The sequence below is a fragment of the Falsiroseomonas selenitidurans genome (assembly GCF_012103215.1).
Taxonomy (GTDB): Bacteria; Pseudomonadota; Alphaproteobacteria; order Acetobacterales; family Acetobacteraceae; genus Falsiroseomonas; species Falsiroseomonas selenitidurans.
Map to the genome: position 1 here is coordinate 1 of NZ_JAAVNE010000062.1, position 26,719 is coordinate 26,719.

Consider the following 26,719-nt stretch of genomic DNA (forward strand, 5'->3'; position numbering starts at 1 on the left):
CCGCGCGCCGCCGCCAGCGCCGGGCCGCATTCGCCGAGCGAGGTTGCCGCACCGCCGCGCTGGCCACCGCCGCCGAGGATCTCGGCCAGCGCCTGCAGCGAGCGGTCCGGCGTCTGCTGCTGCGACAGGAAGGCGCCAAGCCCGGCGGCCGCCGCGGCGGTGGGTGCCACGCCGATGCGCGGCGCGGTCCAGGGCCCGGCCACCGTCACCGGCGCGCGCAGCGCCACGCTGCCGGCACGCAGGTCCGTCTGCAGCCGCAGCGCCAGGGTCTCGTCCCGCAGGTCGATGGCGCCGGTGCCGCCAAGCCGGCCGAGCCCGCCCTCGGCATACAGCGTCGCCAGCCGCAGCACGCCGCCCTCCGCCGGGGCGCGCAGCGCCAGGCAGCGCAGCGGGATGTCGCCGCCGCCGCCGAGCTGCAGCAGGCCGAGGACGTCCGGCGGCACGGCACGCAGCGCGGCGCGCGGCACCGCGCCATCCACCAGCGCCAGGCCGAGATGGCCGGCGGCGGTGGCCGCCGCGGCGCGCAGATCGTCGCCCTGGCCGGCGAGGTCGGCGTCGAGCTGCGCCCGGCCGGTCAGCAGCGGCGTCCGGCCGAAGGCACGGAACAGCGCCGCCAGGTCGAGGCCGGGGGAGCGTGCCTGCACCCGCAGGCGCGGCGTCGCCTGCCCGGCATCGGCCGAGAGGTCCAGCGTCAGCGGCCCGGCGGGCGTCTGGGCCGTGAGCGGGGCGAGCCGCGCGCTGCCTTCCGACACCACCAGATGCGCCGCCACCTGCCGCCAGGCCTGGCCGCCGGCGGTAACGCTGGGGGCGGACAGGCGCAGATCAGCGCCGAAGCCGCGCAGGGCCGCCAGCGGCAGCGGCGTCGCCGGGATCACCCGGCGATCCGCCGCCGGCACCGGGCCAGGTGCGGCCGGGGGAGCGGGGGCTGGGGCAGCGGGGCCGGCGGCCGGCGCCGGCAGGGCAGCGCGCAAGGCGTCGAGATCGAGCCGCGAGAAGGCCAGCGTGCCGGTCACGCGCGGCACCGGGCCGGGGGCATAGGCCAGCTCGCCCCGCGCCTCGGCGGCCGGCAGGCTGGCGGTCAGGCCGGTCACGCGGACGCCGCCGGCAATTCCCGGCCCGGGTGCCGCCACCTGCCCGGCGATGCGGGCCGCGCCGCGCGGCAGGCCGAAGCGGCCGGCCTCCTCGGCCTGCGCCGTCACCGCCAGCGTGATGCCGCGCAGCGCCAGGGGCTGGGCGATCTCACCGCGCAGCGTGCCGGACGCCCCCTGCCCTTCCAGCCGCAGGTCGAGCGGCAAGGGCCCGCCGCCGCCGGCCAGCAGCAGCGCCGGCGTGCCGGCGGTGCCGGAGACGCGCAGGGGCTCGCCCTCCACCACCAGCGCCGCCGCCAGGGTGACGGGTGCGGCGCGCTCCGGCGCCGTCAGCTCGGCGCTGCGCAGCACCAGGCCGGGGCGGCCGGGCAGCGGGCTCTCGCCCAGCACCAGCCGCAGGTCACCGAGCGCGGTCAGCGCCCCGCCCTGCCCCGCCAGGCTGGCGGAGGCGACCAGGCCGCGCAGCGGCGGCAGGGTGATGCCCGGCAGCAGCGGCGCCAGATCGGCCAGCGCCGGCACTTCCGCCCGCAGCCTGCCGTTCCAGGCGGCACCTTCCACCTGGCCCTGCAGCGTGGCCTGCGCCCCGGCCAGCGCGAGGCTGGCCCGCACCGGCCAGGCGGCATCGCCATTGATGGCGGAAAGCGGCCCGGTCTCCGCCTCCAGCCGCAGCGGCTGGCCGCGCAGCACCACCTCCCCCTGCGCGGTCATGGCGCGGCCGAGCGGCGCGGCGGCGGTCAGGGACCGCACCGCCATGGTTTCCACCGGGCCTTCCGGCGGGCGCCAGCCGATGCGGCTGTCGGCCAGGGTCAGCGCGGCGATGTCCAGTGCCAGCCTCTCCCGCGCCGCTTCCGGGGTGGCGGGGCCGGTACCGGGGCGGGCGGGCGGGCGGGCGAACTGCCAATTGCCTCGGCCCGCGGCATCCTGTTCCAGCAGCAGATCGGCCTGTTCCACGGCAATGCGGGCGATGCGCAATTCGCGGCGCAGCAGCGGCAGCAGTTCCGCCTGCACGGCAACCCGCTCGGCCACCAGCATGTTCGGGCGGCTGGCGCCCGGCGGGTTGGCCAGGGCCACCTGGCGCAGCTCCACCGTCGGCACCAGGGAGAGCGCCAGGCGCATCTCCCCCACCGTGAAGGCGCGGCCGGTGGTGCGTTCCACCGCGGCGACCAGCCGGGGACGCAGGGCCTCCGCATCCAGCAGCAGCAGGGCGGCGCTCAGCGCCATGGCAGGCAGGCCCACCACCAAGGCGAGCAGGATCCAGGGCCAGCGGCGGCGACGGCGGGGTTGCGGGTCTGTCATGCTGGCCTGCTTAGCACCGGCGGCCGGGGCGGATCAGCCGCGACCGTTCAACTCACCCGGCGCGCCTTCGGCGGTCGCGGCGCCTCGAAGCCGAAGAAGGCGAAGGTTTCCTTCATGTGCGGCGGCAGCGGGGCCGCCACCTCCAGCCAGCCACCGGCCGGGTGCGGCAGGCGCAGGGCGCGGGCGTGCAGGTGCAGGCTGCCGGACAGGCCCTCGAGATGCGCCGCCTGGCCACCATACTTGCCGTCGCCCAGGATCGGGCAGCCCAGGGCTTCCGCCGCATGGACGCGCAGCTGGTGGGTGCGGCCGGTCTGCGGCTTCATCTCCAGCCAGGCCACCTTGCGGCGCACCACGTCCAGCGTGCGGAAATCGGTGATGGCGAAGGCGCCGTCATCGCCCGGCTCCGCCGGTGCCGTGCGTTCGCCGCGCGGCCCGCCCTGGCGCACCAGCGCCATGTCGATGCGCCCGGCCGGCGGCGTCGGCTCGCCCAGGACCACGGCCCAGTAGGTCTTCTCCACGTCCCGGCCCCGGAACGCCGCGGCGAGCTTGGACGCCGCGCCCACGGTGCGCGCCAGCACCAGCACGCCGGAGGTGTCGCGGTCCAGCCGGTGCACCAGGCGGGGGCGGTCCTCCGCCTCGAAGCGCAGCGCGTCCAGCATGCCGTCCAGGTGCCTGGTGATGTTCGGCCCGCCCTGCACCGGCATGCCATGCGGCTTGTCCAGCACCAGCACATCCGAATCCTTGTGGATCACCAGGGCGGCGAGCGCCTTGGCGTCCCGCTCATCCACCGGCTTCGGCGTGCGCGGCAGGGCGGCGTTGGGGTTTTCCACCACCGGGGGGATGCGGATCTCCTGGCCGGGCAGCAGCCTCGTATTGGCCTCCGCCCGCTTGCCATCGACGCGGATCTGCCCGGTGCGGAGCATCTTCTGCACCGCCCCCTGGGTCAGCGCGGGAACATGGCGCTTCAGCCATCGGTCGAGCCGGGTGTCGCCCTCATCGGCGGCGACTGTCTTCAACTGCACGGTCATGCGCGCGCCTTAGCACGGGATGGACAGGGCGCGAGGTGCAGAATAAAGGTCAGACAACTGGCCTAAGACGGGGGAACGCGCATGACCGAGGTGCCCGAGACGGGGCAGATGGGCGCGGCGCAGCTGGACGCGCTGGACGAGGCCGCCTTCCGCGCCCATGTCCGCGCCTGGATCGAGGCGAACTGCCCCGAGGATCTGCGCTTCCCGCAGCGCCGCCTGCATTGGCGGGACAACCGCCCCTGGTACCTGAAGCTGTCCGCCCAGGGCTGGCTGGCCCCGGCCTGGCCACGCGAGCATGGCGGCCTGGGGCTGGGCGCGGCGAAGCAGCTGATCCTGATCGAGGAGCTGGAGCGCCACGGCGCGCCGCGCATCAGCGACATGGGCGTGCTGATGCTGGGACCGCTGCTCATCAAGCATGGCTCCCCCGAACAGCAGGCGCGCTTCCTGCCACGCATCCTCTCGGGCGAGGACATCTGGGCGCAGGGCTATTCCGAGCCCGATGCCGGGTCGGACCTGGCGGCGCTGCGGCTGGAGGCGGCGGACCACGGCGACCATTTCGTGCTGAACGGGCAGAAGACCTGGATCACCTTCGCCAACGACGCCAACTGGATCTTCGTCCTGGCCCGCACCGACAAGGCGGCGAAGAAGCAGGAGGGGATCTCCTTCCTGCTGCTGCCGATGGACAGCCCGGGCATCAGCGTGCGGCCGATCCTGAACCTCGACCTGCATGACGAGTTCTGCGAGGTCTTCTTCGACGATGTCCGCGTGCCGAAAGCCATGCTGGTGGGGGAGGTCAACAAGGGCTGGACCTACGCCAAGGCGCTGCTCGGCTTCGAGCGCATCGCCATCGGCTCCCCCCGCCTGTCCGCCAACGCCCTGGCCGCGATGCAGCGCCTGGCGGTGGCGATGGGGCGGGCGGAGGACCCGGTGCTGGCCGACCAAATCACCCGCTTCCGGCTGGACCTGGCCGACCTGAAGGCGCTGTACGAAAGCCATGTGGCGGCGCTGAAGCGCGGCGAGCCACTGGGGCCGGATGCCTCCATCCTGAAGATCGTCGCCAGCGAGCTGTTCCAGCGCATCAGCGAGGCCATGCTGGAACTGGCCGGCGAACAGGCCGGGCTGCTGCACCCGATGCCGGGGCCGGCGCTGCACCCCGCCGGACAGTTCCTGCTGGCCCGGCCCGCCACCATCTTCGGCGGTTCTTCCGAGATCCTCCGCAACGTGCTCTCCCGCGCCCTTCTGGACCTTCCCGCATGATACCCGACGCACGAAGTCCCGACCTGCGGCCCGGGGGGCCGAGCGGCCACATGGGCGCCGCGGCAAGTGCCGCGAAGCCAAGCCGCGCGGATGCGCGGCGCCCGGCGCCTGAGGGGCACGAAGGTGAAACCTTCGTGCGGCCGGTATGAGTGCGCTACCGAAAATCCGCGTGCTGGACATGACGCGCGTCTTCGCCGGCCCCTTCTGCGCGCAGATGCTTGGCGATTTCGGCGCCGAGGTGGTGAAGATCGAACAGCCCGGCAGTGGCGACGATGTGCGCCGCATGGGCTTCCGCAAAGCGGGCGAGGATGGCGCGCCGGTGGGCGAGACCTCCTCCTTCCTGGCGATGAACCGCAACAAGCGCTCCATCGCGCTGGACATCGCGAAGCCCGAAGGCGCCGCGCTGCTGCGCGCCATGGCGGCGCAGGCGGATGTCTTCATCGAGAACTTCAAGACCGGGGGCCTGCGCAAATACGGGCTGGATTTCGCCAGCCTGGCCGAGGTGAACCCGCGGCTGGTCTATTGCTCCATCACCGGCTTCGGCCAGTCCGGCCCCTATGCGGCGCTGCCGGGCTACGACCCGATCTTCCAGGCGATGTCCGGGCTGATGAGCGTGACCGGCGTGGCGGAAGGCGAGGCCGGCGCCGGGCCGGCCGTGGTGGGCTACAGCGTCTCCGACATCAATGCCGGGCTGTACGCCACCATCGCCATCCTGGCGGCGCTGCACCACCGGGACACCGTCAGCGGCCGCGGCCAGCATATCGACCTGGCGCTGCTGGACGCGCAGGTGGCGGCGCATGCGCATATCGCCATGAACCATCTGGTCTCCGGTCGGATGCCGGTGCGGGCCGGCACGGCGTCGCAGATCAACACACCCTGGCAGGCGTTTTCCACCGCCGACCGGCCGCTGATGGTGGCGGTAGGCAATGACCGGCAATTTGCCCAGCTTTGCCAGGTGCTCGGGATCGCGCCCGATCCGCGCTTCGCCACCAACCCGCAGCGCATGGCCAACCGGGACGTGCTGCTGCCGCTGCTGCAGGCGGCCTTCCTGCAACGCGGGGCGCGGGCGTGGATGGATGCGCTGAACGCCGTCGGCGTCTCCTCCGGCCCGATCAATGATTTCGGCGCGGTGGCGGAGGACCCGCAGATCCACCATCGCGGGCTGTTCACGGAATTGCCGGACGGCACGCCCACCATCGCCAATCCCGTGCGCTTCTCGGAAACGCCGGTGCGCTACGAGCGGCCGCCGCCGGCCCTGGCCGCCCATACGGCGGAGGTGCTGTCCGAATGGCTCGGCACCGATGCGGCAGAGCTGGCGCGGCTGGCGGAGGCGGGGGTCGTCGCATGAACGCCATCGCCATGATCCGCGACAGCGCCGGCGCGGTGGCGCCGCGCGGCGACCTCGCCCGCATCCGCGCCCTGCGCTTCACCCGGCCGGGCTTCGACCCTGCCACCTGGCGGCAGATGGGCGAGATGGGCTGGATCGGCCTGCGCCTGCCGGAGGAGGCCGGCGGGGCCGGCCTTGGCCTGGCGGAATATGTGGCGCTGGCGGAGGAGATGGGCCGCGGCCTGGTGCCGGAGCCGCTGGTGCAGGGCGTGCTCTCCGCCACGCTGCTGGCCGCCTGCGGCGCCGAGACCGCGCTGGCCCCGCTGCTGGCGGGCGAGACCCTGCCGCTGACGGCGTGGCAGGAGGCGCCGGATACGCTGGCCGCGCCCGGCACGCCCGGCGCGGCGCGGCTGTTCCTGCCGATGGCCGCCGGCGCCACCGGCTTCCTGCTGCCGCTGCGGGAGGCGGACGGGCTGGCGCTGTTCGCGGCCGAGGGCGAGCCGGAGACCGCCGAGACGCAGGATGGCGGGCATTTCGGCACGCTCCGCGCGGCGCCGGGCGCCCGTCTCGGCTCGCTGCCGGCGGGGCTGCTGGAAGCCGCCCTGGACGAGGCGGCGCTGGCCACGGCGGCGATGCTGCTGGGCGTGGCGGAAGGCGCCTTCGCCATGACGCTGGACTACCTGCGCACGCGCCGCCAATTCGGCAAAGCCATCGGCAGCTTCCAGGCGCTGCAGCACCGCGCGGTGGATCTGAAGATCCAGATCGCCCTGACGCGCGCCAGCGTGGAGGCCGCGGCGGCGTCGCTGGATGCCGGCGCGGCGGCCGCGCCGCGCACCGCCGCCACCTCCCGCGCCAAGCACCGGGCGGCGCAGGCGGCGCTGCTGGTGACGCGGGAAGCGGTGCAGATGCACGGCGCCATCGGCTACACCGACGAATACGATGTGGGGCTGTATCTGCGGAAGGCGCTGGTGCTGGCGAACCTGTTCGGCAGCCCCTCCCTGCACCGCGCGCGCTACGCCGCCTGCGCGGGGGACGAGGTGTGAACCAGATCCTGGTGATCGTGACCGATCATCGACTCGATCGCCGATGCCGGCCTCCACCGGCTTGGCTGCGCACCCCTTGGCGCCGCGGCCGCTCGCCTGCCTTCGGCGGGCGCAGGGTCCCATTCACGGGATCGGGTCCGAGCTACCGGCGCAACAGGTGCCAGGCCAGCGCGTAGCCGCCGAGGCCCAGCGTCAGCGTCGCCGCCAGATAGGCCAGGGCCAGGCCGGGATGGCGCTCGAACAGCATCCCGGTTTCCAGGCTGAAGGCGGAGAAGGTGGTGAAGCCGCCCAGCAGGCCGGTGACCAGCAGCAGCCGCGCCTCCCCCTGCACACCAAGCGCCGCGGCGGCGCCGATGGCGGCGCTGCCAAGCACGTTCACCGCCAGCGTGCCCCAGGGGAAGCCCATGCCGAACTGCGCGACGGCGAGAAGCGAGAGGGCATAGCGCAGCACGGAGCCGAGCGCGCCGCCCGCCGCGACGAGGAGGAGGTTCCTCACGGGCGCCCCACCGGCTCGCGGCCCGCCTGGCGGGGCGAGGCCCCCTGCACCCGAGGGACTCCGCGGCTCACCGCTGCTTCCGCTTCCGCAGCCGGTCCCATTCCGCCAGCCGCGCCGCGACCGCGGCTTCCGCGCCGCGCTCGGTCGGGCTGTAGAAGCGCTGCCGCGGCATCCCCGGTGGCCAGTAATCCGCCCCGGAAAATCCTTCCTCCGCGTCGTGGTCGTATTCGTAGCCCTCGCCGTAGCCAAGTTCCTTCATCAGCTTCGTCGGCGCGTTCAGGATGCTGGGCGGCGGCATCAGGCTGCCGGTCGCCTTCGCCGCCCGCATCGCCGCGCCGAAGCCGGCATAGAGCGCGTTGGATTTCGGGGCGGTGCCCAGATGCACCACCACCTGCGCCAGCGCCAATTCGCCCTCCGGCGAGCCCAGCCGCTCATAGGCCTCCCACCCCGCAAGCGCGATCTGCAGGGCGCGCGGATCGGCCATGCCGACATCCTCGCTGGCGAAACGCAGCAGGCGGCGGGCGATGTAGCGGGGGTCCTCGCCGCCGGTCAGCATCCGCGCGAACCAGTAGAGTGCCGCATCGGGATCCGAGCCGCGCAGCGATTTGTGCAGCGCGGAGATCAGGTTGAAATGCTCCTCCCGGTCCTTGTCGTAGAGCGCCGCGCGCTTCGCCAGCAGGGCGGCCAGGCCGGTGGCATCCAGCGCCGCGCCGCCCGGCGGCAGGGCCTGCAACTGCTCCACCATGTTCAGCAGATAGCGGCCATCGCCATCGGCCATGGCGGCCAGCGCGGCGCGGGCTTCCGGCGTCAGCGGCAGGGGGCGGGCTTCCTCGGCCTCGGCGCGCTGCATCAGGCGGTCCAGCGCCGCCTCGTCCAGCCGCTTCAGCACCAGCACCTGGCAGCGCGACAGCAGCGCGCCGTTCAGGGCGAAGGAGGGGTTTTCCGTCGTCGCGCCGACCAACGTGACGGTGCCATCCTCCACCACCGGCAGGAAACCGTCCTGCTGGGCGCGGTTGAAGCGGTGGATCTCGTCCACGAACAGCAGCGTGCCACGGCCGTTGGACCGCCGGGCGCGGGCCTCGTCGAAGGCCCGCTTGAGGTCGGCGACGCCGGAAAACACCGCCGACAGCGCCACGAAGGACAGCCCGGCCGCTTCCGCCAGCAGCCGCGCGATGGTGGTCTTGCCGACGCCGGGCGGGCCCCAGAGGATGATGGAGGACAGGCTGCCGCGGGCCAGCATGCCGGTGACGCTGCCGCCCTCCCCCACCAGATGGTCCTGCCCCACCACCGCCGCGAGGCTGCGCGGCCGCAGACGGTCGGCCAGGGGACGGGGGCCGGGCGGGGTGGCAGGCGGTGCGGCCTCCGCGCCGCCGAACAGGTCGGGGGGCTTGCTCATCATGACCAGTCTAGACTGATCCGGGGTGGCGGGAACCGCCCGAGGGCGGCATGGTGCGGCCAACAACAGCGGAGGACCGCAGATGACCACCCTCACCCGCCGCAGCCTTGCGGCCGGCCTGCTGGCCAGCCCCTTCCTCACCCGCGCCGCCGCCGCCCAGGGGGGCGCCGCCTGGCAGCCGACGCGCCCGATCCGGCTGCTGGCTCCCTACCCGCCGGGTGGCGGCGTGGACACCACCTCCCGCCTGCTGGCGACGCCGATGGGCACCTTCCTCGGCCAGCCGGTGGTGGTGGAGAACCGCGCCGGCGCCGGCGGTTCGATCGCCGCGGCGGAGCTGGCGCGCAGCGCGCCGGATGGCCACACCATCATGATCGACGCGCTGGCGCATACGGTGAACCCTTCGCTGCTGCGCAGCCTGTCCTTCGACTATGCCACCGCCTTCACGCCGATCAGCCAGGTGGTGGTGCTGCCGCAGATCCTGGTGGTGAACCGGGATGTGCCGGCCAACACGCTGGGCGAATTCGTCACCTGGGCGAAGGGGCGGCAGGGCACGCTTTCCTACGGCTCCTCGGGCAATGCCACCGCGGCGCATCTGGCGGCGGCGCTGTTCCTGAACCGGGCGGGGCTGGATATCCAGCACGTGCCCTATCGCGGCGGCACGCCGGCGCTGCAGGACCTGCTCGGCGGCGCCATCACCTTCGTCTTCGGCACCGTCTCCTCCTCCCTCCAGCTGGCCCGCGACGGGCGGATCAAGCCGCTGGCGGTCAGCACCGCCAGCCGCATCGCCAGCCTGCCGGATGTGCCGACGGTGGCGGAGCAGGGTTTCCCGGGCTACGAGCTGAACGAGTGGAACGGCCTCTACGCCCCGGCCGGCCTGCCGCCCGCCGCGACGCAGCGGCTGTATGAGGCCGCGAAGCACGCCCTGGCGGATGCCACGGTGAAGGCGCGGCTCGATACGCTGGGCGCCCTGCCGCTGGGCTCCCCGCCCGCCGAATTCGCCCGCTACGTCGCCGAGCAGCGGGAGAAGATGGGCCAGCTGGTACGCGACGCGAAGATCGAGGTGGGTTGACGCCCGGCATCGGCGGGGCGATCTGCCGGCATAACGAATGCCGGAGACGCCCCGCGATGCCGACCACCCGCCGCACCCTGCTGGCCGCCACGCCGTTCGCCCTGGCGGCGCCCGCCTCCCTGGCGCAGGCCGCCTGGCCCAGCCGTTCCATCCGCCTGATCGTCCCCTTCTCCGCCGGCGGTGCGGCGGACAGCGCGGCGCGCGTGATCACGCCGCGCATGGCGGAACGGCTGGGCCAGAACTTCGTGGTGGAGAACCGCACCGGCGCCAGCGGCAGCCTGGGTGGGGCGGAGATCGCCCGGGCCACGGATGGCCACAGCTTCCTGTGGGATGCCTCCTCCCACCTCGTGAACCCGGCGCTGCTGCGCGGCCTGACCTTCGACTACGCCACCGCCTTCACGCCCATCAGCCTGGTGGTGGCCTTCCCCTCCGCCATCGCGGTGAAGCGGGATTTCGCCGCAACCAGCCTGGCCCAGTTCGTCGCCGCCGCGAAGGCGCGGCCGGGGGCGATCACCGTCGGCACCCAGGGCAACGCCACCGCCGGGCATCTCGGCCTGGTGGCCTTCGCGAAACGGGCGGGGATCGAGGTGATCCACGTGCCCTATCGCGGTGGCGCGGCGGCGGCGCAGGACCTGGCTTCCGGCGCCATCGACGCGGTCTTCACCACGCTGGTCTCGGCCGGGCCGGTGGTGGATGCCGGGCGCGCGCGCTTCCTGGCGGTGGGCACGGCGCAGCGGGTGGAAAGCCGGCCGGAGGTGCCGACCATCGCCGAGAGCGGCTTCGCCGGCTTCGAATCCAATGAATGGGCCGGGCTGTTCGGCCCCGCCAGCACGCCGCCGGCCGTGGTGCAGGCGCTGTCCGATGCGCTGGTGGAGGCGGTGGCAGTGCCGGCGATCCGCCAGCGCCTGGTGCAGATCGGCTGCGTGCCGCTGGCCACCCGCCCCGCGGATTTCGCCCGTTTCGTCGCCGAGGGCCGCGCCGCCATGGCCGCCCTGGTGCGGGACGCGAATATCCGCGCCGAGTGAGCGCCGCGCAGAACCGCAACCTGGCCGGCATCCTGCTGATGTCGGTCGCGGTGCTGGGTTTCTCGCTGAACGATGTGCTGGGCAAATGGCTGGTCGCCACCTATGCGGTGGCGCAGGTTCTGGTGCTGCGCAGCATCGCGGCCCTGCTGGTGCTGGCGCCACTGATCGCGCGCGAAGGCGCGGTGCCGCTGCTGCGGCCGAAGCGGCCGGGCCTCCAGATGGTGCGGATTGCCTGCGGCACGCTGGAGGTGACGGCCTTCTACTGGGCCGTCTCCCTGATGCCGCTGGCGGATACCATGGCCTTCTGGATGGCCACCCCGATCTATGTGGCGATCGGCAGTGCCCTGCTGCTGGGCGAGCGCCTGGAACGGGCACGCTTCGCCGCCGTGGTGCTGGGCTTCGTCGGCGTGGTGGTGGCGCTCGGCGCCGGGCTGGACCACGGCTTGCTGCCGACCCTCGTCGCGATCGGCGGCACGCTGCTGTATGCGGGCTACCTGCTGGCGACGCGGGAGCTGCGCGGCACCTCCGCGACGGTCCTCGCCACCTACCAGATGGGCGCGGCGCTGCTGCTGGGCCTGGTGATGGCGCCCTTCGGCTGGGTGCCGGTGGGCTGGGTGGATGCCGGGCTGCTGATGCTGCTGGGCGTGGTGGGGGTGGCGGCGCACCTGGCCGTGACTCGGTCCCTGGCCATCGCGCCGGCGCCCGTGGTGGTGCCCTGGCAGTATGCGATGATCCTCTGGGCCATCCTGTTCGGCTGGCTGGTCTTCGACGAGGTACCGGAGCCTTCCATGCTCATCGGCGTCGCGATCATCATCATCGCCGGCTTCTGGCTGACACGGCTGGAATTGCGGGCCGCACGGCGCCGTTGAGCCGGGATCGCCGGGCGCCCTGCCCGGCGCGCCCCTCGCGACCCGGCGGCCCCCGCCGGCGGGGGCGGACCCGGCGCGGGCAAGAAAAAGGGCGCCTCGCGGCGCCCTGTGTCGCAGGCCTGGAGCGGATGGGGCGTTACGCCTCGTCCGCCTCGCTCGGCACCGTCTCCGGCCGCGGGCCGCTGTCCTGGCCCTTGGCGGCCACGTCGCGCTCCACCAGCTCGATCACCGCCATGTCGGCGGCATCGCCGTAGCGCACGCCCGCCTTCAGCACGCGGGTGTAGCCGCCGGCGCGGGTCTTGTAGCGCTCCGCGATGGTGGAGAACAGCTTCTCCACCACCTTCGGGTCGCGGATCTGCGCATAGGCCTGGCGGCGCGCATGCAGGTCGCCCCGCTTGCCCAGCGTGATGATGCGCTCGACATAGGGGCGCAGCTCCTTCGCCTTGGGCAGCGTGGTGGAGATCTGCTCGTGCTTCAGCAGGCTGGTCGCCATGCTGCGCAGCATGGCGACGCGGTGGCTGCTGGTGACGCCGAGCTTACGGCCGGATACGCCGTGACGCATGGTCCTGGTTCCTTAGTGATCCCGCACCGCCCGGCATCCCCGGGCGGCCCGTCCTTCTGTTGCAGAGCCGTCTCACCCTCGGCCGAAGCCGCGCGGTGACTGCCCCTCCGCCAAAGAGCGCCTCAGAAGGGCTCTTCGAGTTTCTTCGCCAGATCCTCGATGTTCTCCGGCGGCCAGCCCGGCACGGTGATGCCGAGGCCGAGGCCCATGGAGGCGAGGACTTCCTTGATCTCGTTCAGCGACTTCCGGCCGAAATTTGGGGTCCGGAGCATTTCCTGCTCGGTCTTCTGAACCAGGTCGCCGATATAGACGATGTTGTCGTTCTTCAGGCAGTTCGCCGAGCGGACCGAGAGCTCCAGCTCATCGACCTTGCGCAGCAGGTTGCGGTTGAAGGGCAGATCGTCGCGGATCTCCTCCACCACACGCTGGCGCGGCTCCTCGAAGTTGATGAAGAGCTGCAGCTGCTCCTGCAGGATGCGCGCGGCGATGCCCACCGCATCCTCCGGCGTCACCGTGCCGTCGGTCTCGACCGTCAGCACCAGCTTGTCATAGTCGGTCTTCTGTCCGACGCGGGTCGGCTGCACCTGGTAGGCCACGCGGCGCACCGGGGAGTAGATGGCATCGATCGGGATGAGGCCGATCGGCGCATCCTCCGGCCGGTTCTCGCTGGCCGGGACATAGCCCTTGCCGGTGTCGACCGTCAGTTCCATGGACAGCTTGGCGCCATCATCCAGCGAACAGATCACCAGGTCCGGATTGGCGATCTCGATGTCGCCACTGGTCTGGATCTGTCCGGCGGTCACCTCGCCCGGACCGGTCGCGGTCAGCTGCAGGCGCTTCGGGCCGTCGCCCTGCATGCGCACGGCCAGCTGCTTCACGTTCAGGACGATGTCCGTCACGTCCTCGCGCACGCCCTGCAGGCTGCTGAATTCATGCAGCGCGCCATCGATCCGCACGGCCGTCACCGCCGCGCCCTGGAGGGAGGAGAGCAGGATGCGACGCAGCGCATTGCCCAGCGTCATGCCGAAGCCACGCTCCAGCGGCTCGGCGATCAGCGTCGCGAGCCGCGTCGGGTCGGCGCCGAGCTCGACGTCCTTCTTGGTCTCGATCAGCGAACGCCAGTTCTTCTCGATCACGGTCTATTCCCCTGCCTGCACCGATGCGCCCGCCGCGTCCAATCAGACGCGGCGACGCTTCCGGGGGCGGCAGCCATTGTGCGGAATGGGCGTCACGTCGCGGATGGCGGTGACGTAGAAGCCGACGGCCTGCAGCGCGCGCAGCGCCGATTCACGGCCCGAACCCGGACCGGAGACCTGGATCTCCAGCGTCTCCATGCCGTGCTCGCGCGCCTTCTTGCCGGCATCCTCGGCGGCGACCTGGGCGGCGTAGGGCGTGCTCTTTCGGCTGCCCTTGAAGCCCTGGCTGCCGGCCGACGACCAGGCGATGGCGTTGCCCTGCGCATCCGTGATGGTCACGACGGTGTTGTTGAAGGAGGCGAGCACATGCGCCACGCCGGAAGAGATGTTCTTCCGTTCCTTCTTGCGGGGCCGGGTACCGGCGCCGGCGCGGGGTTCGCGAGCCATCTTACTTCGTCACCTTCTTCTTGCCGGCGATTGCCACGGCCTTGCCCTTGCGGGTGCGCGCATTGGTGTGCGTGCGCTGGCCACGAACCGGCAGGCCCTTGCGGTGACGCAGGCCGCGGTAGCAGGCCATGTCCATCAGCCGCTTCTTGTTCATCGCCTCTTCACGACGCAGGTCGCCTTCGACGCGGTATTCCCGGTCGATCAGCTCGCGCACGCGCAGGATCTCATCGTCCGTCATCTGGTTCACGCGGCGATCCTCGGGGATGCCGAGCTGCTCGCAGATCACCTTCGCGTTCTGCGGACCGATGCCATAGATGTAGCGGAGCGAGATAAGCACCCGCTTGTTGGTTGGGATGTTCACGCCGGCGATGCGCGCCACGGTGCCTCTCTCCTCATCGGCCCCAGGGGCCGCCACAAAACCGAGCCAGCCCGAGGGCCGTCACGAGAACCAAAGATCCGGCCCGCAGGCCAACCAACCAAGCCAGGCACGGGCTCCGCCAAGGCGGTAGAGCGCGGACCAGGCATGCAACGGCAAAGAGCGGCCGGAGTAACCCCCGGACCGCAGGGGGCGGGTGCTACACCGCCCCCCGCAGGGGAGTCAAGCGCCAGGCGCTGCCGGGGCGAGGATCCGGGCGATCTGCCCCGTTACCTCATCCATCTCGGCCATGCCGTCCACCTGCTGCAGCTTACCCTGTGCCGCATAGTGCGGCAGCAGCGGCGCGGTCTGCCGGTGATAGGCCTCAAGCCGCGCCGCCACCGTCTCGGCCCGGTCATCGGCCCGCCGGGTGAAGTCGGTGCCGCCGCAGACGTCGCAGACGCCGGCGACCCTGGGCGCCTTGAAGCGGTCGTGATAGCCCTCGCCGCATTTCGCGCAGGTGAAGCGGCCAGCGATGCGCTCGACCAGCGCCGCGTCATCCACCTTCAACTCGATCACATGGTCCAGCGGCAAGGCGTTCTCGGCCAGCATGCCGTCCAGCGCCTGCGCCTGCGGCACGGTGCGCGGGAAGCCGTCCAGGATGAAGCCGTTCTGCACGTCCGGCGCCTGGACCCGCGCCGCCAGCATCCCGATCAGGATGCTGTCCGGCACCAGCTCGCCACGCTCCATGATCGCCTTGGCTTCCCGCCCGATGGCGGAGCCGGACTTCACCTCGGCACGCAGCATGTCGCCGGTGGCGATCTGCACCACACGGTAGCGTTCCTCGAGCCGCTTGGCCTGGGTGCCCTTACCGGCCCCCGGCGGCCCCAACAGGATCAGGCGCACAGAATCCCCCTCATCGACCGCGTCCCCCCGGTTGCGTGCCGCGGCCACCGAGCCGAGCCTTCTTGATGAGCCCCTCATACTGATGGGCAAACAAATGTGACTGCACCTGGGCCACCGTGTCCATCGTTACCGACACGATGATAAGCAGCGAGGTGCCGCCGAAATAGAAGGGCACCCCGTAATTCGAGATCAGCAGCTCGGGCAGGATGCAGACCACGGAAAGATAGATCGCCCCCACCGCCGTCAGCCTGGTCAGCACCCGGTCGAAATACTGCGCGGTCGGCAGGCCGGGCCGGATGCCGGGCACGAATCCGCCGTATTTGCGCAGATTATCCGCCGTCTCCTGCGGGTTGAACACCACCGCCGTGTAGAAGAAGGCGAAGAAGACGATCAGCGCCAGGTACAGCGCCATGTACAGTGGCTGCCCATGGGCCAGCAGGTTCGCCGCATCCGTCAGGAAGGAGGGCTCCGCCCGGTCTGTCTGGAAGGCCGCGAAGGTCGCCGGCAGCAGCAGCAGCGAGGACGCGAAGATCGGCGGCATGACGCCGGCGGTGTTCAGCTTCAGCGGCAGGTGCGTGTTCTCGCCGCCGAACATGCGGTTGCCCACCTGGCGCTTGGGATACTGCACCGGGATGCGCCGCTGCGCCCGCTCGACGAAGACCACCAGCGCGATCACCAGCAGCGCGATGACCAGGAAGGTGATGATGAAGAAGGCAGAGAGCGCGCCGGTCCGGCCCAATTCCAGCGTTGCCGCGAGCGCGGAGGGCAGGTTGGCGACGATGCCGGCAAAGATGATCAGGCTGATGCCGTTGCCGATGCCCCGCGCCGTGATCTGCTCGCCCAGCCACATCAGGAACATCGTCCCGCCGGTCAGGGTGATGACGGTGGAGATGCGGAAGAACATGCCCGGGTCGTGCACCGCGGCGCCGAAGCTGCCCCGCAGGCTCTCCAGCCCCACCGCAATGCCATAGGCCTGGAAGATGGCGATCACCAGGGTCAGGTAGCGCGTGTACTGGTTCAGCTTCTTGCGGCCGGACTCGCCTTCCTTCTTCAGGGCTTCCCAGGCGGGAATGGCGGTCGACATCAGCTGCACGATGATGCTGGCGGAGATGTAGGGCATGATGTTGAGCGCGAAGATCGTCATGCGCCCCAGCGAGCCGCCGGTGAACATGTCGAACATGCCGAGGATGCCGCCGCCCATCTGCTGCAGCAGCTCCGCCATCACGCCGGCATCGATGCCGGGCACCGGCACGTAGGAGCCGATGCGGTAGACCAGCAAGGCCCCCAGGGTGAACCACAGCCGGTTCTTCAGCTCGGTCGCCTTGGCCAGCACCCCGAGATTCAGATTGGCCGCAAGCTGTTCGGCGGCGGACGCCATGTGCGAACCCTCCTCGCGAAAGCGGCGCCCCCTCGCCTCGCCGAAGGGGCGGGCCCGGGACGCCGCGTCGCAGCTTCCTTAAAGTGCCGCCCGCACCCCCGGGGTGCAAGGGCGGCGCATCGCTTGGCCGGGCATCGCGGGGGTCTTTCGAACCCCCGGCGAGGCCTCAGCCCTCCGCCGGGGCCTCGGCCTTGGCGACCAGCAGCGTCAGCGTGCCACCCGCCGCCTGAACCGCCGCCGCCGCCGCTTCCGAGGCGCCGGAGACGGTCAGCGTCACGGCGCGGGTCAGCTCGCCCGTCGCGAGCAGCCGCACGCCGCTGTACTTGGGCGAGGAGCGCACCACGCCGGACTCGCGCAGCATGGTCTCGTCGATCAGCCCTTCCGCCGGCAGCCGCCCATCGGCGATCGCCTGGTCCAGCGTGCCGAGGTTCAGCGGCGCGTAGACCTTGCGGAAGATGTTGACGAAGCCACGCTTCGGCAGACGCCGGTAGATCGGCAGCTGACCGCCCTCGAAGCCGTTGAGGGAGACGCCGGTGCGGGCCTTCTGACCCTTGACGCCGCGGCCCGAGGTCTTGCCCTTGCCGGAGCCGATGCCGCGGCCGATGCGCTTGAACTTCGGCCGGGCGCCGTCGTTGTCGCGGATCTCGTTGAGCTTCATGTCACCCACCATTCCCGGGGGTTTCGTCCACCTTCAGCAGGTGGGCGACCTTCCGGATCATGCCGCGCACGGCCGGAGTATCCTCCAGCTCCCGCGAACGGCGGATCTTGTTCAGGCCGAGACCGATCAGCGTTTCACGCTGGCCGGGCTTGCGGCCGATCGGCGACCCGGTCTGGGTCACCTTCACGGTCTTCTTCTCGTCAGACATTCGCCGCCTCCGGCGCCGCGCCCTCGGCCACGGCGTCCTTGCGCGGACCCAGCAGGTCCGAGACCTTCTTGCCACGCCGCGCCGCCACGGCCCGCGGGCTCGTGCAGCGGCCCAGCGCCGCGAAGGTCGCCTTCACCATGTTGTGCGGGTTCGTCGTGCCGGTGCACTTGGCGACGACGTCGCCCATGCCCAGCGTCTCGAACACCGCGCGCATCGGGCCGCCGGCGATGATGCCGGTGCCGGCGGGCGCTGCCCGCAGGATCACGCGGCCCGCGCCGAACTCGCCGACCTGGTCGTGATGCAGGGTGCGACCCTCGCGCATCGGCACGCGGATCATCGTGCGCTTGGCACGCTCCGTCGCCTTGCGGATCGCCTCCGGCACCTCGCGCGCCTTGCCGGCGCCCCAGCCCACGCGGCCCTTCTGGTCGCCAACAACGACCAGCGCGGCGAAGCTGAACCGACGGCCGCCCTTCACCACCTTGGCCACGCGGTTGATGGTGACGAGCTTGTCCTTCAGCTCGTCGCCGTCCTGCCGCTCCTGCCTGTTCTCGTTGCGGTCGCGACCGCGGCCCCGACGGCGATCGCCGCCCTCACCGCCACCGCCGCCCTCGCCGCTCCGGGGTTCCCGTGCCATTCCCGAACTCCTTAGAAGGAGAGGCCGCCCTCGCGGGCAGCCTCCGCGAGCGCCTTGACGCGACCGTGGTAGAGGTACGGACCGCGATCGAACACCACCTCGACAACGCCGACGGCGAGCGCACGCTCCGCCACCAGCTTGCCCACCACCGCCGCCGCATCCTTGTCGGCGCCGGTCTTCAGCTCCTCGCGCATCGCCTTCTCGAGCGACGACGCGGCGGCGAGCGTACGGCCCGCCTTGTCGTCGATGACCTGCGCGTAGATGTGCTTGCCCGAGCGGAAGACGGACAGCCGCACCCGGCCGCCGGACTTCATCTTGAGCTGGTAGCGCAGCCGCGAACGGCGGCGCTCCGTCAATGCGAGCTTCTTGTCGGCCATTACTTCTTCTTACCCTCCTTCCGGAGGATCACCTCGTTGTCGTAGCGCACGCCCTTGCCCTTGTAGGGCTCGGGGCCGCGATACGCGCGGATCTCAGAGGCCACCTGGCCGACCTGGCGCTTGTCGGCGCCTTCCACCTTGATGGAGGTCGGCTTCTCGCAGGTGATCTTGATACCCGCCGGGATCGGATAGCGGATGTCGTGGCTGTAGCCCAGGTTGAGCACCAGTTCCTTGCCCTGCACCGCGGCGCGGTAGCCGGTGCCGGTGATTTCCATGGACCGGGTGAAGCCGGTGGAAACCCCCGTCACCATGCTCTGGATCAGGCTGCGGGTGGTGCCCCACATGGTGCGGGCCCGGCGGTCGGAACCGCGCGGCGCCACCGCGACCTTGCCGCCGTCGATGGTGACATCGACCTCCTCGGTCAGGTCGAGCGACAACTCGCCATTCTTGCCCTTGGCCACAACCTTGCGGCCCTGCAGCGCCACCTGGACGCCTGCCGGAACCGGAACCGGATATTTGCCGACGCGAGACATGCCTATCCTCCCGTCAGAACACGCGGCAGAGGACTTCGCCGCCAACATTGGCAGCGCGGGCCTCATTGTCGCTCATCACGCCCTTCGGCGTGGACAGGATCGAGATGCCGAGACCGGAGTAGAACTTCGGCAGCTCCGCGATCTTGGAATACACCCGGCGGCCCGGCTTGGACACGCGGCTGATCTCCTTGATGGCGGGCTCGCCTTCCGAATACTTCAGCTCGATGCTGATGACCTTGATGCCCGGGCGCAGCTGCTCGGTGGCGAAGGCGCGGATGTAGCCTTCGCGCTTCAGCACATCGAGCACGTTCTCCCGCAGCTTGGAGGCCGGCGCCACGCAGCGCGTCTGGCGCGCACGCTGGGCGTTGCGGATACGGGTGAGCATGTCACCCAACGGATCGGACAGCGACATTCGCGGCCCTCCTTACCAGCTGGCCTTAACCAGACCGGGGATCTGACCATTATTGGCCAGATCGCGGAGCTGGTTACGGCTGAGCTTGAACTTGCGGTAGTTGCCGCGGGGACGGCCGGTCAGTTCGCAACGCAGGCGAACGCGGTTCTTGGCGCCGTTGCGCGGCAGCTGCGCCAGCTTCAGCGTCGCCTCGAAGCGCTCCTCCACCGGCAGCTCGCGGTCCATCACCACCGCCTTGAGGGCGGCGCGCTTGGGCGCGTGCAGCTTCGAAAGCCGCTCACGACGCTTGTTCTTCTCGACAGACGAGGTCTTGGCCATGCCGTCTCAAATCCTCCGGAACCTGCCCCGCTTGGACACATCCAAGCCGGGCGGTTTTCCAAATCAGTTGGCGAAAGGAAGGTCGAACGCCTTGAGCAGCGCCTTCGCTTCCTTGTCGGTCTTCGCGGTGGTCACGAACTGGATGTCCATGCCGCGCACCGTGTCCACCTTGTCGTAGTTGATCTCGGGGAACACGATCTGCTCCTTCAGGCCCATGGCGTAGTTGCCACGGCCATCGAAGCCACGGTTGCCCGGGATGCCACGGAAGTCGCGCACGCGCGGCAGGGCGATGGTCACCAGACGGTCGAGGAACTCGTACATCCGCGCCTTGCGCAGCGTGACCTTGCAGCCGATCGCCTGGCCCTCGCGGATCTTGAACCCCGCGATGGCCTTGCGCGCCTTGGTCTTCACCGGCTTCTGCCCGGCGATCGCCATCAGGTCGGCCACCGCAGCGTCCAGCTTCTTCTGGTCGCCCGCGGCTTCGCCCACGCCCATGTTGATGACGATCTTCTCGAGCTTCGGCACTTCCATCGGGTTCTTGTAGCCGAACTCCTCGGTCAGGCGCTGGCGCACGACCTCCTCGTACAGCTTGCGAAGCCGCGTCTGGCCCTGCGGCGATGCATGCGCCTCACCGGCCTTGGCAACCGCGGCCGGCGAGGCCGGGGCGACCCGCTGCTCGCCGCCCTTGGCGGCGGCCGGGGCCGCGTTGCCCTTCTTCGGCGGCGTCGACTTGGCCCCGCCCTTGGCGGGGGTCCCGCCCTTCTTGGTCCCGCTCATCGGTCGATCACCTCACCCGACGGCCTGGCCACGCGCACCTTGCGGCCATCCTCGAGCACCTTGAAACCCACCCGCGTCGCCTTGCCGGACACCGGGTCGAGCAGCGCCAGGTTGGAGAGGTCGATCGGACCCTCCTTCTCGACGATGCCGCCCGGCTTGCCCATGCCCTGCGGCTTGGTGTGGCGCTTCACCATGTTCACGCCCTGCACGAAGGCGCGGTTCTCCTCGGGCAGGACGCGAATGACATCGCCCTTCTTGCCCTTGTCGCGACCGGCGAGAACCTCGACGCGGTCGCCCTTCTTGATCTTCGCGGCCATGGCCTTACAGGACCTCCGGCGCCAACGAGATGATCTTCATGAACTTGCGCCCACGCAGCTCGCGCACGACCGGCCCGAAGATGCGGGTCCCGATCGGCTCGCCCTGCTTGTTGATCAGCACCGCGGCGTTGTTGTCGAAGCGGATCGCCGTGCCGTCGATGCGCCGCACGGGATAGGCCGTGCGTACGATGACGGCGCGATGCACCTCGCCCTTCTTCACCTTGGCGCGGGGAATCGCTTCCTTGACGGAAACGACGATGATGTCACCGACGGAGGCCGTGCGGCGCTTGGAACCGCCCAGCACCTTGATGCACTGGACGCGGCGCGCACCGGAATTGTCGGCGACGTCGAGGTTGGATTCGACCTGGATCATCTGCTGTGCGCCTCAGACTGCCGCTGCCGGCGCTTCGGGCGCGGTCTTCGGGGCGGGGGCGGAGAAGCCCTCCGGCCGCTCGACCGCATCGCCGTTGCGCACCACGACCAGCCAGGTCTTGCTCTTGCTGATCGGACGGCATTCCTCGATCGACACCACGTCGCCTTCCTTGCACAGGTTGGCGTCGTCGTGCGCGGCGTACTTCTTCGACCGGCGGATGAACTTCTTGTAGAGCGGATGCATCACGCGACGCTCGACAAGGACGGTCACCGTCTTGTCGGTCTTGTCGCTGACCACCCGGCCCGTGAGGACGCGCCTCGGCATCGCCCGAACCCCTTAAGCTTGATTCGCCGTCGCGCCTTCGGCGCGCCGGTCGCTGTTACCGGCCTGGGCGCGGGCGCGCTCGGCCATGATCGTCTTCGCCCGCGCGATGTCGCGCCGCACCTGCTTGATGCGGCCCGTCGCCTCAAGCTGCCCGGTGGCACGCTGGAAGCGCAGGTTGAACTGCTCCTTCCTCAGGTCCACCAGCATCTCCTGCAGCTCGTCCGGGGTCTTGGCCCGCACGTCCGCGATCTTCGTCTGAGCCATGTCAGGCCTCCGGCGCCGCGCCGAGGCGCGTCACGATCTTGGTCTTGATGGGCAGCTTCGCAGCCCCGAGCTCCAGCGCCTCACGCGCGATCTCGCCGGACACGCCGTCGAGTTCGAACATGATGCGGCCGGGCTTGACGCGGGCCACCCAGTATTCCGGCGCGCCCTTGCCGGAGCCCATGCGGACTTCGGCCGGCTTGGTGGAGACCGGCACATCCGGGAAGATGCGGATCCACACCCGGCCCTGGCGCTTCATGGCGCGCGTGATGGCACGACGCGCCGCCTCGATCTGGCGCGCCGTCACCCGCTCGGGCTCCAGCGCCTTCAGGCCGAAGCCGCCGAAGTTGAGCGTGAAGCCACCCTTGGCCACGCCCTTGATGCGGCCCTTGTGGGCCTTGCGATAGATGGTGCGCTTAGGCTGCAGCATGATTCACTACCTTCAACGCTGCGGCGCTTGTTCCGCGGCGCGCTTGTCCTGCGCCATCGGATCATGGGCCATGACCTCGCCCTTGAAGATCCAAACCTTGACACCGCAGGTGCCGTAGGTGGTCTTCGCGGTCGCGACGCCGAAATCGATGTCCGCGCGCAGCGTGTGCAGCGGCACGCGGCCCTCGCGGTACCACTCCATGCGCGCGATCTCCGCCCCGCCGAGACGGCCGGAGCAGTTGATGCGGATGCCGCCGGCGCCCAGCCGCATGGCGGACTGCACGGCACGCTTCATGGCGCGGCGGAAGGCCACGCGGCGCTCCAGCTGCTGCGCAATGCTCTCGGCCACCAGGGTGCTGTCGATTTCCGGCTTGCGGATCTCGACGATGTTCAGCGAGACCTCGGCCCCGGCCATCTTCGCCAGGTCCTTGCGCAGGTTCTCGATGTCCGCGCCCTTCTTGCCGATCACCACGCCCGGACGGGCGGCATGAATCGTAACGCGCGGCTTCTTCGCCGGACGCTCGATCACCACGCGGGACACGCCGGCGCCCTTCAGGCGCTCGCGCAGCGTCTTCCGCAGCTTCAGGTCCTCATGCAGCATCCGCGCGTATTCATTGTCCGCGTACCAGCGGCTGTCCCACGTGCGGTTGATGCCGAGCCGGAGCCCGATGGGATTGACTTTGTGACCCATGTTACGCGGCCTCCTGCTGTGCCGCCGGCGCCGGCACGGACTGCTCGGCCACCACGATCTTCAGATGGCTGAACCACTTCTCGATCTGCGAGGAGCGGCCACGGCCACGCGCATGGAAGCGCTTCATCACCACGGCGCGGCCAACCTCGGCCTTGGTGACGACCAGGCGGTCGACATCCAGGGAGTGGTTGTTCTCGGCGTTGGCGATCGCACTCTCGAGCGTCTTCTTCACCGTCTGGGCGATGCGGCGCTTGGAGAAGGTCAGCGTCGCGACGGCGTCTTGCGCCGTGCGGCCGCGGATCAGCCCCGCCACCAGGTTCAGCTTGCGCGGGCTGACACGAATGTTCTTCGTGATGGCCTGCGCCTCGGTTTCTTCGAGCGCGCGCTCGTGCTTCGGCTTGCTCATGGTGCGATCAGCCCCGCTTCGCCTTCTTGTCGGCCGAGTGGCCGGTGAAGGTCCGCGTCGGCGAGAACTCCCCGAACTTGTGGCCGACCATGTTCTCGTTCACCTGCACCGGGATGAACTTCTTCCCGTTGTACACGCCGAACACCAGGCCGACGAACTGCGGCAGGATCGTGCTGCGGCGCGACCAGATCTTGATGACCTCGTTGCGGCCCGAAGCGCGGGCTGCCTCTGCCTTGTTGAGCAGGTAGCCGTCGACGAACGGCCCCTTCCAGACGCTGCGCGACATTGCCGTCAGCCCTTCGTCGCGTTGCGGCGCCGGACGATGAGCCGGTCCGTACGCTTGTTGTTACGGGTCTTGGCACCCTTGGTGGGCTTGCCCCACGGGGTAACCGGATGGCGGCCGCCGGAGGTCCGGCCTTCACCACCACCATGCGGGTGATCGACCGGGTTCATGACCACGCCGCGGACATGCGGGCGGAAGCCCATCCACCGGGTGCGGCCGGCCTTGCCGATCTGCTGGTTGCTGTTGTCCGGGTTCGACACGGCGCCGATGGCGGCCATGCACTCGGCCCGCACCAGGCGGACCTCGCCGGACATCAGCTTCACCTGCGCGTAGCCCGCATCCTTGCCGACCAGCTGGCAGAAGGTGCCGGCCGAACGCGCGACCTTGGCACCGGCGCCGGGCTTCATCTCCAGGCAATGGATGATGGTGCCGACCGGGATGTTGGCCAGCGGCATCGCATTGCCGGGCTTGATGTCGACCTTCTCGCCCGACACCACGCTGTCGCCCGCCTTCAGGCGCTGCGGCGCAATGATATAGGCCAGCTCGCCATCGGCGTACTTCAGCAGCGCGATCCAGGCGGAGCGGTTCGGGTCGTATTCCAGCCGCTCGACCACCGCCGCCACGTCGAACTTGCGACGCTTGAAGTCGACGATGCGATAGGACTGCTTGTGTCCGCCACCCCGGAACCGCACCGTGGTGCGGCCATGGTTGTTGCGGCCGCCGGAATGCGGCTTGCCTTCGGTCAAGCCCTTGACCGGCTTGCCCTTCCACAGGTCGCTGCGGTCGACGAGGACCGTGCCGCGCGACGACGGGGTGACCGGGTTGAACGATTTCAATGCCATGGCGTCACGCAAGCCCCGTCGTGAGGTCGATGGTCTGTCCGGCCTGCAGCCGCACCACCGCCTTCTTCCAATCGGAACGCTGGCCAGCCCGGCCGCGGAACCGCTTGGTCTTGCCCTTCATCACCAGCGTGTTCACCGCCTCGACCTGGACGTTGAACAGCTTCTCAACGGCCTGCCGGATCTCCGGCTTGGTCGCATCCAGCGTCACCTTGAAGGTCACCTGGCTGGTCTCGTTCAGCCGCGTCGCCTTCTCCGTCACCACCGGCGCCAGGATCACCTGGTACAGGCGCTCCGCGGACAGGACCTTGCCGCGCGGCTTGGGTGCCGTCTCGCTCATGCCTCGGATTCCTCAGAAACGCCGTTCGACGCCGCGCCACGCGCCGCAACACCGCTGAGGCGCGCCGCCAGGGCATCGAGCCCGGCGCGCGTCACCACGAGCATGTCGTGGTTCAGGATGTCGTAGACGTTGGCGCCGATCGTCGGCAGCACGTCGATCTTCGGGATGTTGCGGGTGACGCGGGCGAAGCCCTCATCCACCGTCGCATCCACGACCAGCGCGCTGTCCCAGCCCAGCTTCTTCAGCTGCGCCACCATGGCGGAGGTCTTGGCCCCCTCCGCGGCGGACGCGGCATCGAGCACGATCAGCTTGCCCGCCGCCACCTTGGCGGAGAGCGCGCAGATCAGGCCCAGGCGCCGGACCTTCTTGTTCAGGTTGTAGCCATGGTCACGCACCACCGGCCCATGCACGACGCCGCCCTTGCGGTACTGCGGCGCACGCAGCGAGCCCTGGCGCGCATTGCCGGTGCCCTTCTGCCGGTACGGCTTCTTGGTGGTGCCGGAAACCTCGCCCATGCCCTTGGCCTTGTGGGTCCCGGCGCGCCGCTTGGCGAGCTGCCAATGGACCACACGGGCCATGATGTCGGCGCGCGGCTCGGCCCCGAAGAAGGCCTCCGGCAGGTCGACCTGGCCGGCGGGGGCGTTGTCGAGGGTGATGACAGGAAGCTGGATCGCCATGATTCTTACCCTTGCGCCCCAGCGTCAGCGGCAACACCGGCCGGATACGGCGCATCCGGATGGCGCGCGCGCTTCACCGCATCGCGCACCAGCACATAGCTGCCCTTCGAGCCGGGAACCGCGCCCTTCACCAGAAGCAGCCCGCGCTCCGCATCGTGCCCGGCGATGACCAGGTTCTGCGTGGTCACGCGCTCGACGCCCATGTGGCCGGCCATCTTCTTGTTCTTGAAGGTCTTGCCCGGGTCCTGGCGGTTGCCGGTGGAGCCGTGCGAGCGGTGGCTGATCGACACGCCGTGCGACGCCTCGAGACCCGAGAAGTTCCAGCGCTTCATGGCGCCGGCAAAGCCCTTGCCCTGCGTCACGCCGGTGACGTCGACCTTCTGGCCGGCCACGAAATGCCCGAGGTCGAGCTTCGTGCCAGGCGCCAGCAGCGCGTCCTCGGCCACGCGGAACTCCACGGTCTTGCGCGGCGCCTCGACGCCGGCCTTCGCGAAGTGGCCCTTCTGGGGCTTCGTCACGTTCTTCGGCTTGGCGTTGCCGATGCCGATCTGGACGGCGACGTAGCCGTCCTTCTCCATCGTGCGCTGTGCGATGACCCGCACGTCATCGACGTGCAGAACCGTGACAGGAACGGTGGAACCGTCCTCGTTGAAAAGCCGGGACATACCCAGCTTCCGGGCGATCAGCCCGGAACGGCCCGTAACCTGACGGCCTGTGATGGACATGGTGGTTGGTCCTCTTGTCGCCGGATCAGAGCTTGATCTCGACGTCCACGCCCGAGGCGAGGTCGAGCTTCATCAGCGCGTCCACGGTCTGCGGGGTGGGATCGACGATATCGAGCAGGCGACGATGCGTGCGGATCTCGAACTGCTCGCGCGACTTCTTGTCGACGTGCGGCGAGCGGTTGACCGTGAAACGTTCGATCTGCGTCGGCAGCGGGATGGGCCCGCGCACCCGCGCACCCGTCCGCTTGGCCGTGTTGACGATCTCCCGCGTGCTGCCATCCAGCACGCGGTGATCGAACGCCTTGAGGCGAATGCGGATGTTCTGGCTGTCCATGGCGCTTTGGCCCGTACCCTTCCGTCGTCGCGTTACTTGACGATCTTGGCGACGACGCCGGCGCCGACGGTGCGGCCGCCTTCGCGGATCGCAAACCGCAGGCCCTCATCCATCGCGATCGGCGC

General features: G+C 70.4%; 37 protein-coding genes and 1 pseudogene. 6 read left to right on the forward strand and 32 right to left on the reverse strand.

Annotated features, from left to right (window positions below):
- Window positions 1–2,384: AsmA family protein (locus tag HEQ75_RS24340; protein WP_168034730.1), on the reverse strand; the 2,384-nt coding region annotated here is incomplete at its 3' end.
- Window positions 2,385–2,431: 47 nt separating this feature from the next.
- A complete protein-coding gene (locus tag HEQ75_RS24345; RefSeq protein WP_168034731.1) occupies window positions 2,432–3,412 on the reverse strand; it encodes an RluA family pseudouridine synthase in 981 nt (326 codons plus the stop codon).
- An 81-nt stretch (window positions 3,413–3,493) separates the two neighbouring features.
- Here HEQ75_RS24345 and HEQ75_RS24350 point away from each other — a divergent pair, with 81 nt between their 5' ends.
- From HEQ75_RS24350 to HEQ75_RS24360, 3 genes are all read left to right on the forward strand, one after another.
- Window positions 3,494–4,669, forward strand: a complete 1,176-nt coding sequence (locus HEQ75_RS24350) for an acyl-CoA dehydrogenase family protein (protein WP_235962105.1) — start codon at window positions 3,494–3,496, stop codon at window positions 4,667–4,669.
- Window positions 4,670–4,814: 145 nt separating this feature from the next.
- Window positions 4,815–6,017 (forward strand): CaiB/BaiF CoA transferase family protein, encoded by a 1,203-nt coding sequence (locus HEQ75_RS24355; RefSeq protein WP_168034732.1) that lies wholly within the window; start codon window positions 4,815–4,817, stop codon window positions 6,015–6,017.
- On the forward strand, window positions 6,014–7,039 hold the full coding sequence (locus HEQ75_RS24360) for an acyl-CoA dehydrogenase family protein (RefSeq protein WP_168034733.1): 1,026 nt from the start codon (window positions 6,014–6,016) through the stop codon (window positions 7,037–7,039). The genes HEQ75_RS24355 and HEQ75_RS24360 overlap by 4 nt, the downstream gene beginning before the upstream one ends.
- A gap of 142 nt (window positions 7,040–7,181) precedes the next feature.
- Here the strand turns inward: HEQ75_RS24360 and HEQ75_RS24365 are convergent, their stop codons facing one another.
- Both HEQ75_RS24365 and HEQ75_RS24370 read right to left on the reverse strand, forming a co-directional pair.
- Window positions 7,182–7,535 (reverse strand): CrcB family protein, encoded by a 354-nt coding sequence (locus tag HEQ75_RS24365; protein WP_168034734.1) that lies wholly within the window; start codon window positions 7,533–7,535, stop codon window positions 7,182–7,184.
- A 67-nt stretch (window positions 7,536–7,602) separates the two neighbouring features.
- Window positions 7,603–8,931, reverse strand: coding sequence for a replication-associated recombination protein A (locus HEQ75_RS24370; RefSeq protein ID WP_168034735.1), 1,329 nt, complete (start codon window positions 8,929–8,931; stop codon window positions 7,603–7,605).
- Between the two features lie 82 nt (window positions 8,932–9,013).
- On the opposite strand from HEQ75_RS24370, the gene HEQ75_RS24375 reads away from it, so the two are divergent.
- From HEQ75_RS24375 to HEQ75_RS24385, 3 genes are read left to right on the forward strand one after another with little or no spacing between them, the layout of a single operon-like run.
- On the forward strand, window positions 9,014–10,000 hold the full coding sequence (locus HEQ75_RS24375; protein ID WP_168034736.1) for a Bug family tripartite tricarboxylate transporter substrate binding protein: 987 nt from the start codon (window positions 9,014–9,016) through the stop codon (window positions 9,998–10,000).
- A 56-nt stretch (window positions 10,001–10,056) separates the two neighbouring features.
- A complete protein-coding gene (locus HEQ75_RS24380) occupies window positions 10,057–11,025 on the forward strand; it encodes a Bug family tripartite tricarboxylate transporter substrate binding protein (RefSeq protein ID WP_168034737.1) in 969 nt (322 codons plus the stop codon).
- The gene (locus tag HEQ75_RS24385; RefSeq protein WP_209318757.1) at window positions 11,022–11,894 is read left to right on the forward strand and encodes a DMT family transporter; all 873 of its coding nucleotides are present in this window, start codon (window positions 11,022–11,024) and stop codon (window positions 11,892–11,894) included. The genes HEQ75_RS24380 and HEQ75_RS24385 overlap by 4 nt, the downstream gene beginning before the upstream one ends.
- A 136-nt stretch (window positions 11,895–12,030) precedes the next feature.
- On the opposite strand, the gene rplQ is transcribed toward HEQ75_RS24385, so the two are convergent.
- From rplQ to HEQ75_RS28915, 28 genes and pseudogenes are all read right to left on the reverse strand, one after another.
- The gene (rplQ, locus tag HEQ75_RS24390; RefSeq protein ID WP_168034738.1) at window positions 12,031–12,456 is read right to left on the reverse strand and encodes a 50S ribosomal protein L17; all 426 of its coding nucleotides are present in this window, start codon (window positions 12,454–12,456) and stop codon (window positions 12,031–12,033) included.
- A 122-nt stretch (window positions 12,457–12,578) separates the two neighbouring features.
- On the reverse strand, window positions 12,579–13,592 hold the full coding sequence (locus tag HEQ75_RS24395; RefSeq protein WP_168034739.1) for a DNA-directed RNA polymerase subunit alpha: 1,014 nt from the start codon (window positions 13,590–13,592) through the stop codon (window positions 12,579–12,581).
- Window positions 13,593–13,634: 42 nt separating this feature from the next.
- The gene (rpsK, locus tag HEQ75_RS24400) at window positions 13,635–14,039 is read right to left on the reverse strand and encodes a 30S ribosomal protein S11 (RefSeq protein ID WP_168034740.1); all 405 of its coding nucleotides are present in this window, start codon (window positions 14,037–14,039) and stop codon (window positions 13,635–13,637) included.
- Between the two features lies 1 nt (window position 14,040).
- The gene (gene rpsM / locus HEQ75_RS24405; protein ID WP_168034741.1) at window positions 14,041–14,418 is read right to left on the reverse strand and encodes a 30S ribosomal protein S13; all 378 of its coding nucleotides are present in this window, start codon (window positions 14,416–14,418) and stop codon (window positions 14,041–14,043) included.
- A 219-nt stretch (window positions 14,419–14,637) separates the two neighbouring features.
- Window positions 14,638–15,300: an adenylate kinase gene (locus tag HEQ75_RS24410; protein WP_168034742.1), complete on the reverse strand. Its 663-nt coding sequence runs from the start codon at window positions 15,298–15,300 to the stop codon at window positions 14,638–14,640.
- Window positions 15,301–15,310: 10 nt separating this feature from the next.
- Window positions 15,311–16,678, reverse strand: a complete 1,368-nt coding sequence (gene secY / locus HEQ75_RS24415) for a preprotein translocase subunit SecY (protein ID WP_168034743.1) — start codon at window positions 16,676–16,678, stop codon at window positions 15,311–15,313.
- A gap of 166 nt (window positions 16,679–16,844) precedes the next feature.
- On the reverse strand, window positions 16,845–17,336 hold the full coding sequence (gene rplO / locus HEQ75_RS24420) for a 50S ribosomal protein L15 (RefSeq protein WP_168034744.1): 492 nt from the start codon (window positions 17,334–17,336) through the stop codon (window positions 16,845–16,847).
- 1 nt (window position 17,337) lies between these two features.
- Window positions 17,338–17,544: a 50S ribosomal protein L30 gene (rpmD, locus tag HEQ75_RS24425; protein WP_168034745.1), complete on the reverse strand. Its 207-nt coding sequence runs from the start codon at window positions 17,542–17,544 to the stop codon at window positions 17,338–17,340.
- Window positions 17,537–18,178, reverse strand: coding sequence for a 30S ribosomal protein S5 (rpsE, locus tag HEQ75_RS24430; protein WP_168034746.1), 642 nt, complete (start codon window positions 18,176–18,178; stop codon window positions 17,537–17,539). The genes rpmD and rpsE overlap by 8 nt, the downstream gene beginning before the upstream one ends.
- An 11-nt stretch (window positions 18,179–18,189) precedes the next feature.
- Entirely contained in the window at window positions 18,190–18,555 is a 366-nt protein-coding gene (gene rplR / locus HEQ75_RS24435; protein WP_168034747.1) for a 50S ribosomal protein L18, read from the reverse strand.
- On the reverse strand, window positions 18,555–19,088 hold the full coding sequence (rplF, locus tag HEQ75_RS24440; protein ID WP_168034748.1) for a 50S ribosomal protein L6: 534 nt from the start codon (window positions 19,086–19,088) through the stop codon (window positions 18,555–18,557). The genes rplR and rplF overlap by 1 nt, the downstream gene beginning before the upstream one ends.
- A 13-nt stretch (window positions 19,089–19,101) precedes the next feature.
- The gene (gene rpsH / locus HEQ75_RS24445; RefSeq protein ID WP_168034749.1) at window positions 19,102–19,500 is read right to left on the reverse strand and encodes a 30S ribosomal protein S8; all 399 of its coding nucleotides are present in this window, start codon (window positions 19,498–19,500) and stop codon (window positions 19,102–19,104) included.
- 12 nt (window positions 19,501–19,512) lie between these two features.
- Window positions 19,513–19,818 carry a 30S ribosomal protein S14 gene (gene rpsN, locus HEQ75_RS24450; RefSeq protein ID WP_168034750.1) on the reverse strand — a complete coding sequence of 102 codons (306 nt, stop codon included), beginning with the start codon at window positions 19,816–19,818 and terminating at the stop codon, window positions 19,513–19,515.
- A 63-nt stretch (window positions 19,819–19,881) separates the two neighbouring features.
- Window positions 19,882–20,418, reverse strand: a pseudogene (gene rplE, locus HEQ75_RS24455) (50S ribosomal protein L5); the annotation flags it as partial.
- Between the two features lie 173 nt (window positions 20,419–20,591).
- Window positions 20,592–20,912, reverse strand: a complete 321-nt coding sequence (rplX, locus tag HEQ75_RS24460) for a 50S ribosomal protein L24 (protein ID WP_168034752.1) — start codon at window positions 20,910–20,912, stop codon at window positions 20,592–20,594.
- A 4-nt stretch (window positions 20,913–20,916) separates the two neighbouring features.
- Complete coding sequence (gene rplN, locus HEQ75_RS24465) at window positions 20,917–21,285, reverse strand: 50S ribosomal protein L14 (protein WP_168034753.1); 369 nt, start codon at window positions 21,283–21,285, stop codon at window positions 20,917–20,919.
- A gap of 12 nt (window positions 21,286–21,297) precedes the next feature.
- Window positions 21,298–21,609: a 30S ribosomal protein S17 gene (gene rpsQ, locus HEQ75_RS24470; protein WP_168034754.1), complete on the reverse strand. Its 312-nt coding sequence runs from the start codon at window positions 21,607–21,609 to the stop codon at window positions 21,298–21,300.
- A gap of 12 nt (window positions 21,610–21,621) precedes the next feature.
- Complete coding sequence (gene rpmC / locus HEQ75_RS24475) at window positions 21,622–21,873, reverse strand: 50S ribosomal protein L29 (RefSeq protein ID WP_168034755.1); 252 nt, start codon at window positions 21,871–21,873, stop codon at window positions 21,622–21,624.
- 1 nt (window position 21,874) lies between these two features.
- Window positions 21,875–22,300: a 50S ribosomal protein L16 gene (gene rplP / locus HEQ75_RS24480; protein WP_168034756.1), complete on the reverse strand. Its 426-nt coding sequence runs from the start codon at window positions 22,298–22,300 to the stop codon at window positions 21,875–21,877.
- 12 nt (window positions 22,301–22,312) lie between these two features.
- Entirely contained in the window at window positions 22,313–22,990 is a 678-nt protein-coding gene (gene rpsC / locus HEQ75_RS24485; RefSeq protein ID WP_168034757.1) for a 30S ribosomal protein S3, read from the reverse strand.
- Between the two features lies 1 nt (window position 22,991).
- A complete protein-coding gene (rplV, locus tag HEQ75_RS24490) occupies window positions 22,992–23,396 on the reverse strand; it encodes a 50S ribosomal protein L22 (RefSeq protein ID WP_168034758.1) in 405 nt (134 codons plus the stop codon).
- Between the two features lie 7 nt (window positions 23,397–23,403).
- The gene (gene rpsS / locus HEQ75_RS24495) at window positions 23,404–23,682 is read right to left on the reverse strand and encodes a 30S ribosomal protein S19 (RefSeq protein WP_168034759.1); all 279 of its coding nucleotides are present in this window, start codon (window positions 23,680–23,682) and stop codon (window positions 23,404–23,406) included.
- 5 nt (window positions 23,683–23,687) lie between these two features.
- On the reverse strand, window positions 23,688–24,521 hold the full coding sequence (rplB, locus tag HEQ75_RS24500) for a 50S ribosomal protein L2 (RefSeq protein ID WP_168034760.1): 834 nt from the start codon (window positions 24,519–24,521) through the stop codon (window positions 23,688–23,690).
- Window positions 24,522–24,525: 4 nt separating this feature from the next.
- Window positions 24,526–24,822, reverse strand: a complete 297-nt coding sequence (locus tag HEQ75_RS24505; RefSeq protein WP_456237397.1) for a 50S ribosomal protein L23 — start codon at window positions 24,820–24,822, stop codon at window positions 24,526–24,528.
- A gap of 32 nt (window positions 24,823–24,854) precedes the next feature.
- Window positions 24,855–25,529, reverse strand: coding sequence for a 50S ribosomal protein L4 (gene rplD / locus HEQ75_RS24510; RefSeq protein WP_168034765.1), 675 nt, complete (start codon window positions 25,527–25,529; stop codon window positions 24,855–24,857).
- A gap of 11 nt (window positions 25,530–25,540) precedes the next feature.
- Window positions 25,541–26,260 carry a 50S ribosomal protein L3 gene (rplC, locus tag HEQ75_RS24515; protein WP_168034762.1) on the reverse strand — a complete coding sequence of 240 codons (720 nt, stop codon included), beginning with the start codon at window positions 26,258–26,260 and terminating at the stop codon, window positions 25,541–25,543.
- A 25-nt stretch (window positions 26,261–26,285) separates the two neighbouring features.
- The gene (rpsJ, locus tag HEQ75_RS24520; RefSeq protein ID WP_092961082.1) at window positions 26,286–26,594 is read right to left on the reverse strand and encodes a 30S ribosomal protein S10; all 309 of its coding nucleotides are present in this window, start codon (window positions 26,592–26,594) and stop codon (window positions 26,286–26,288) included.
- Window positions 26,595–26,626: 32 nt separating this feature from the next.
- Window positions 26,627–26,719: EF-Tu C-terminal domain-related protein (locus HEQ75_RS28915; protein WP_209318762.1), on the reverse strand; the 93-nt coding region annotated here is incomplete at its 5' end.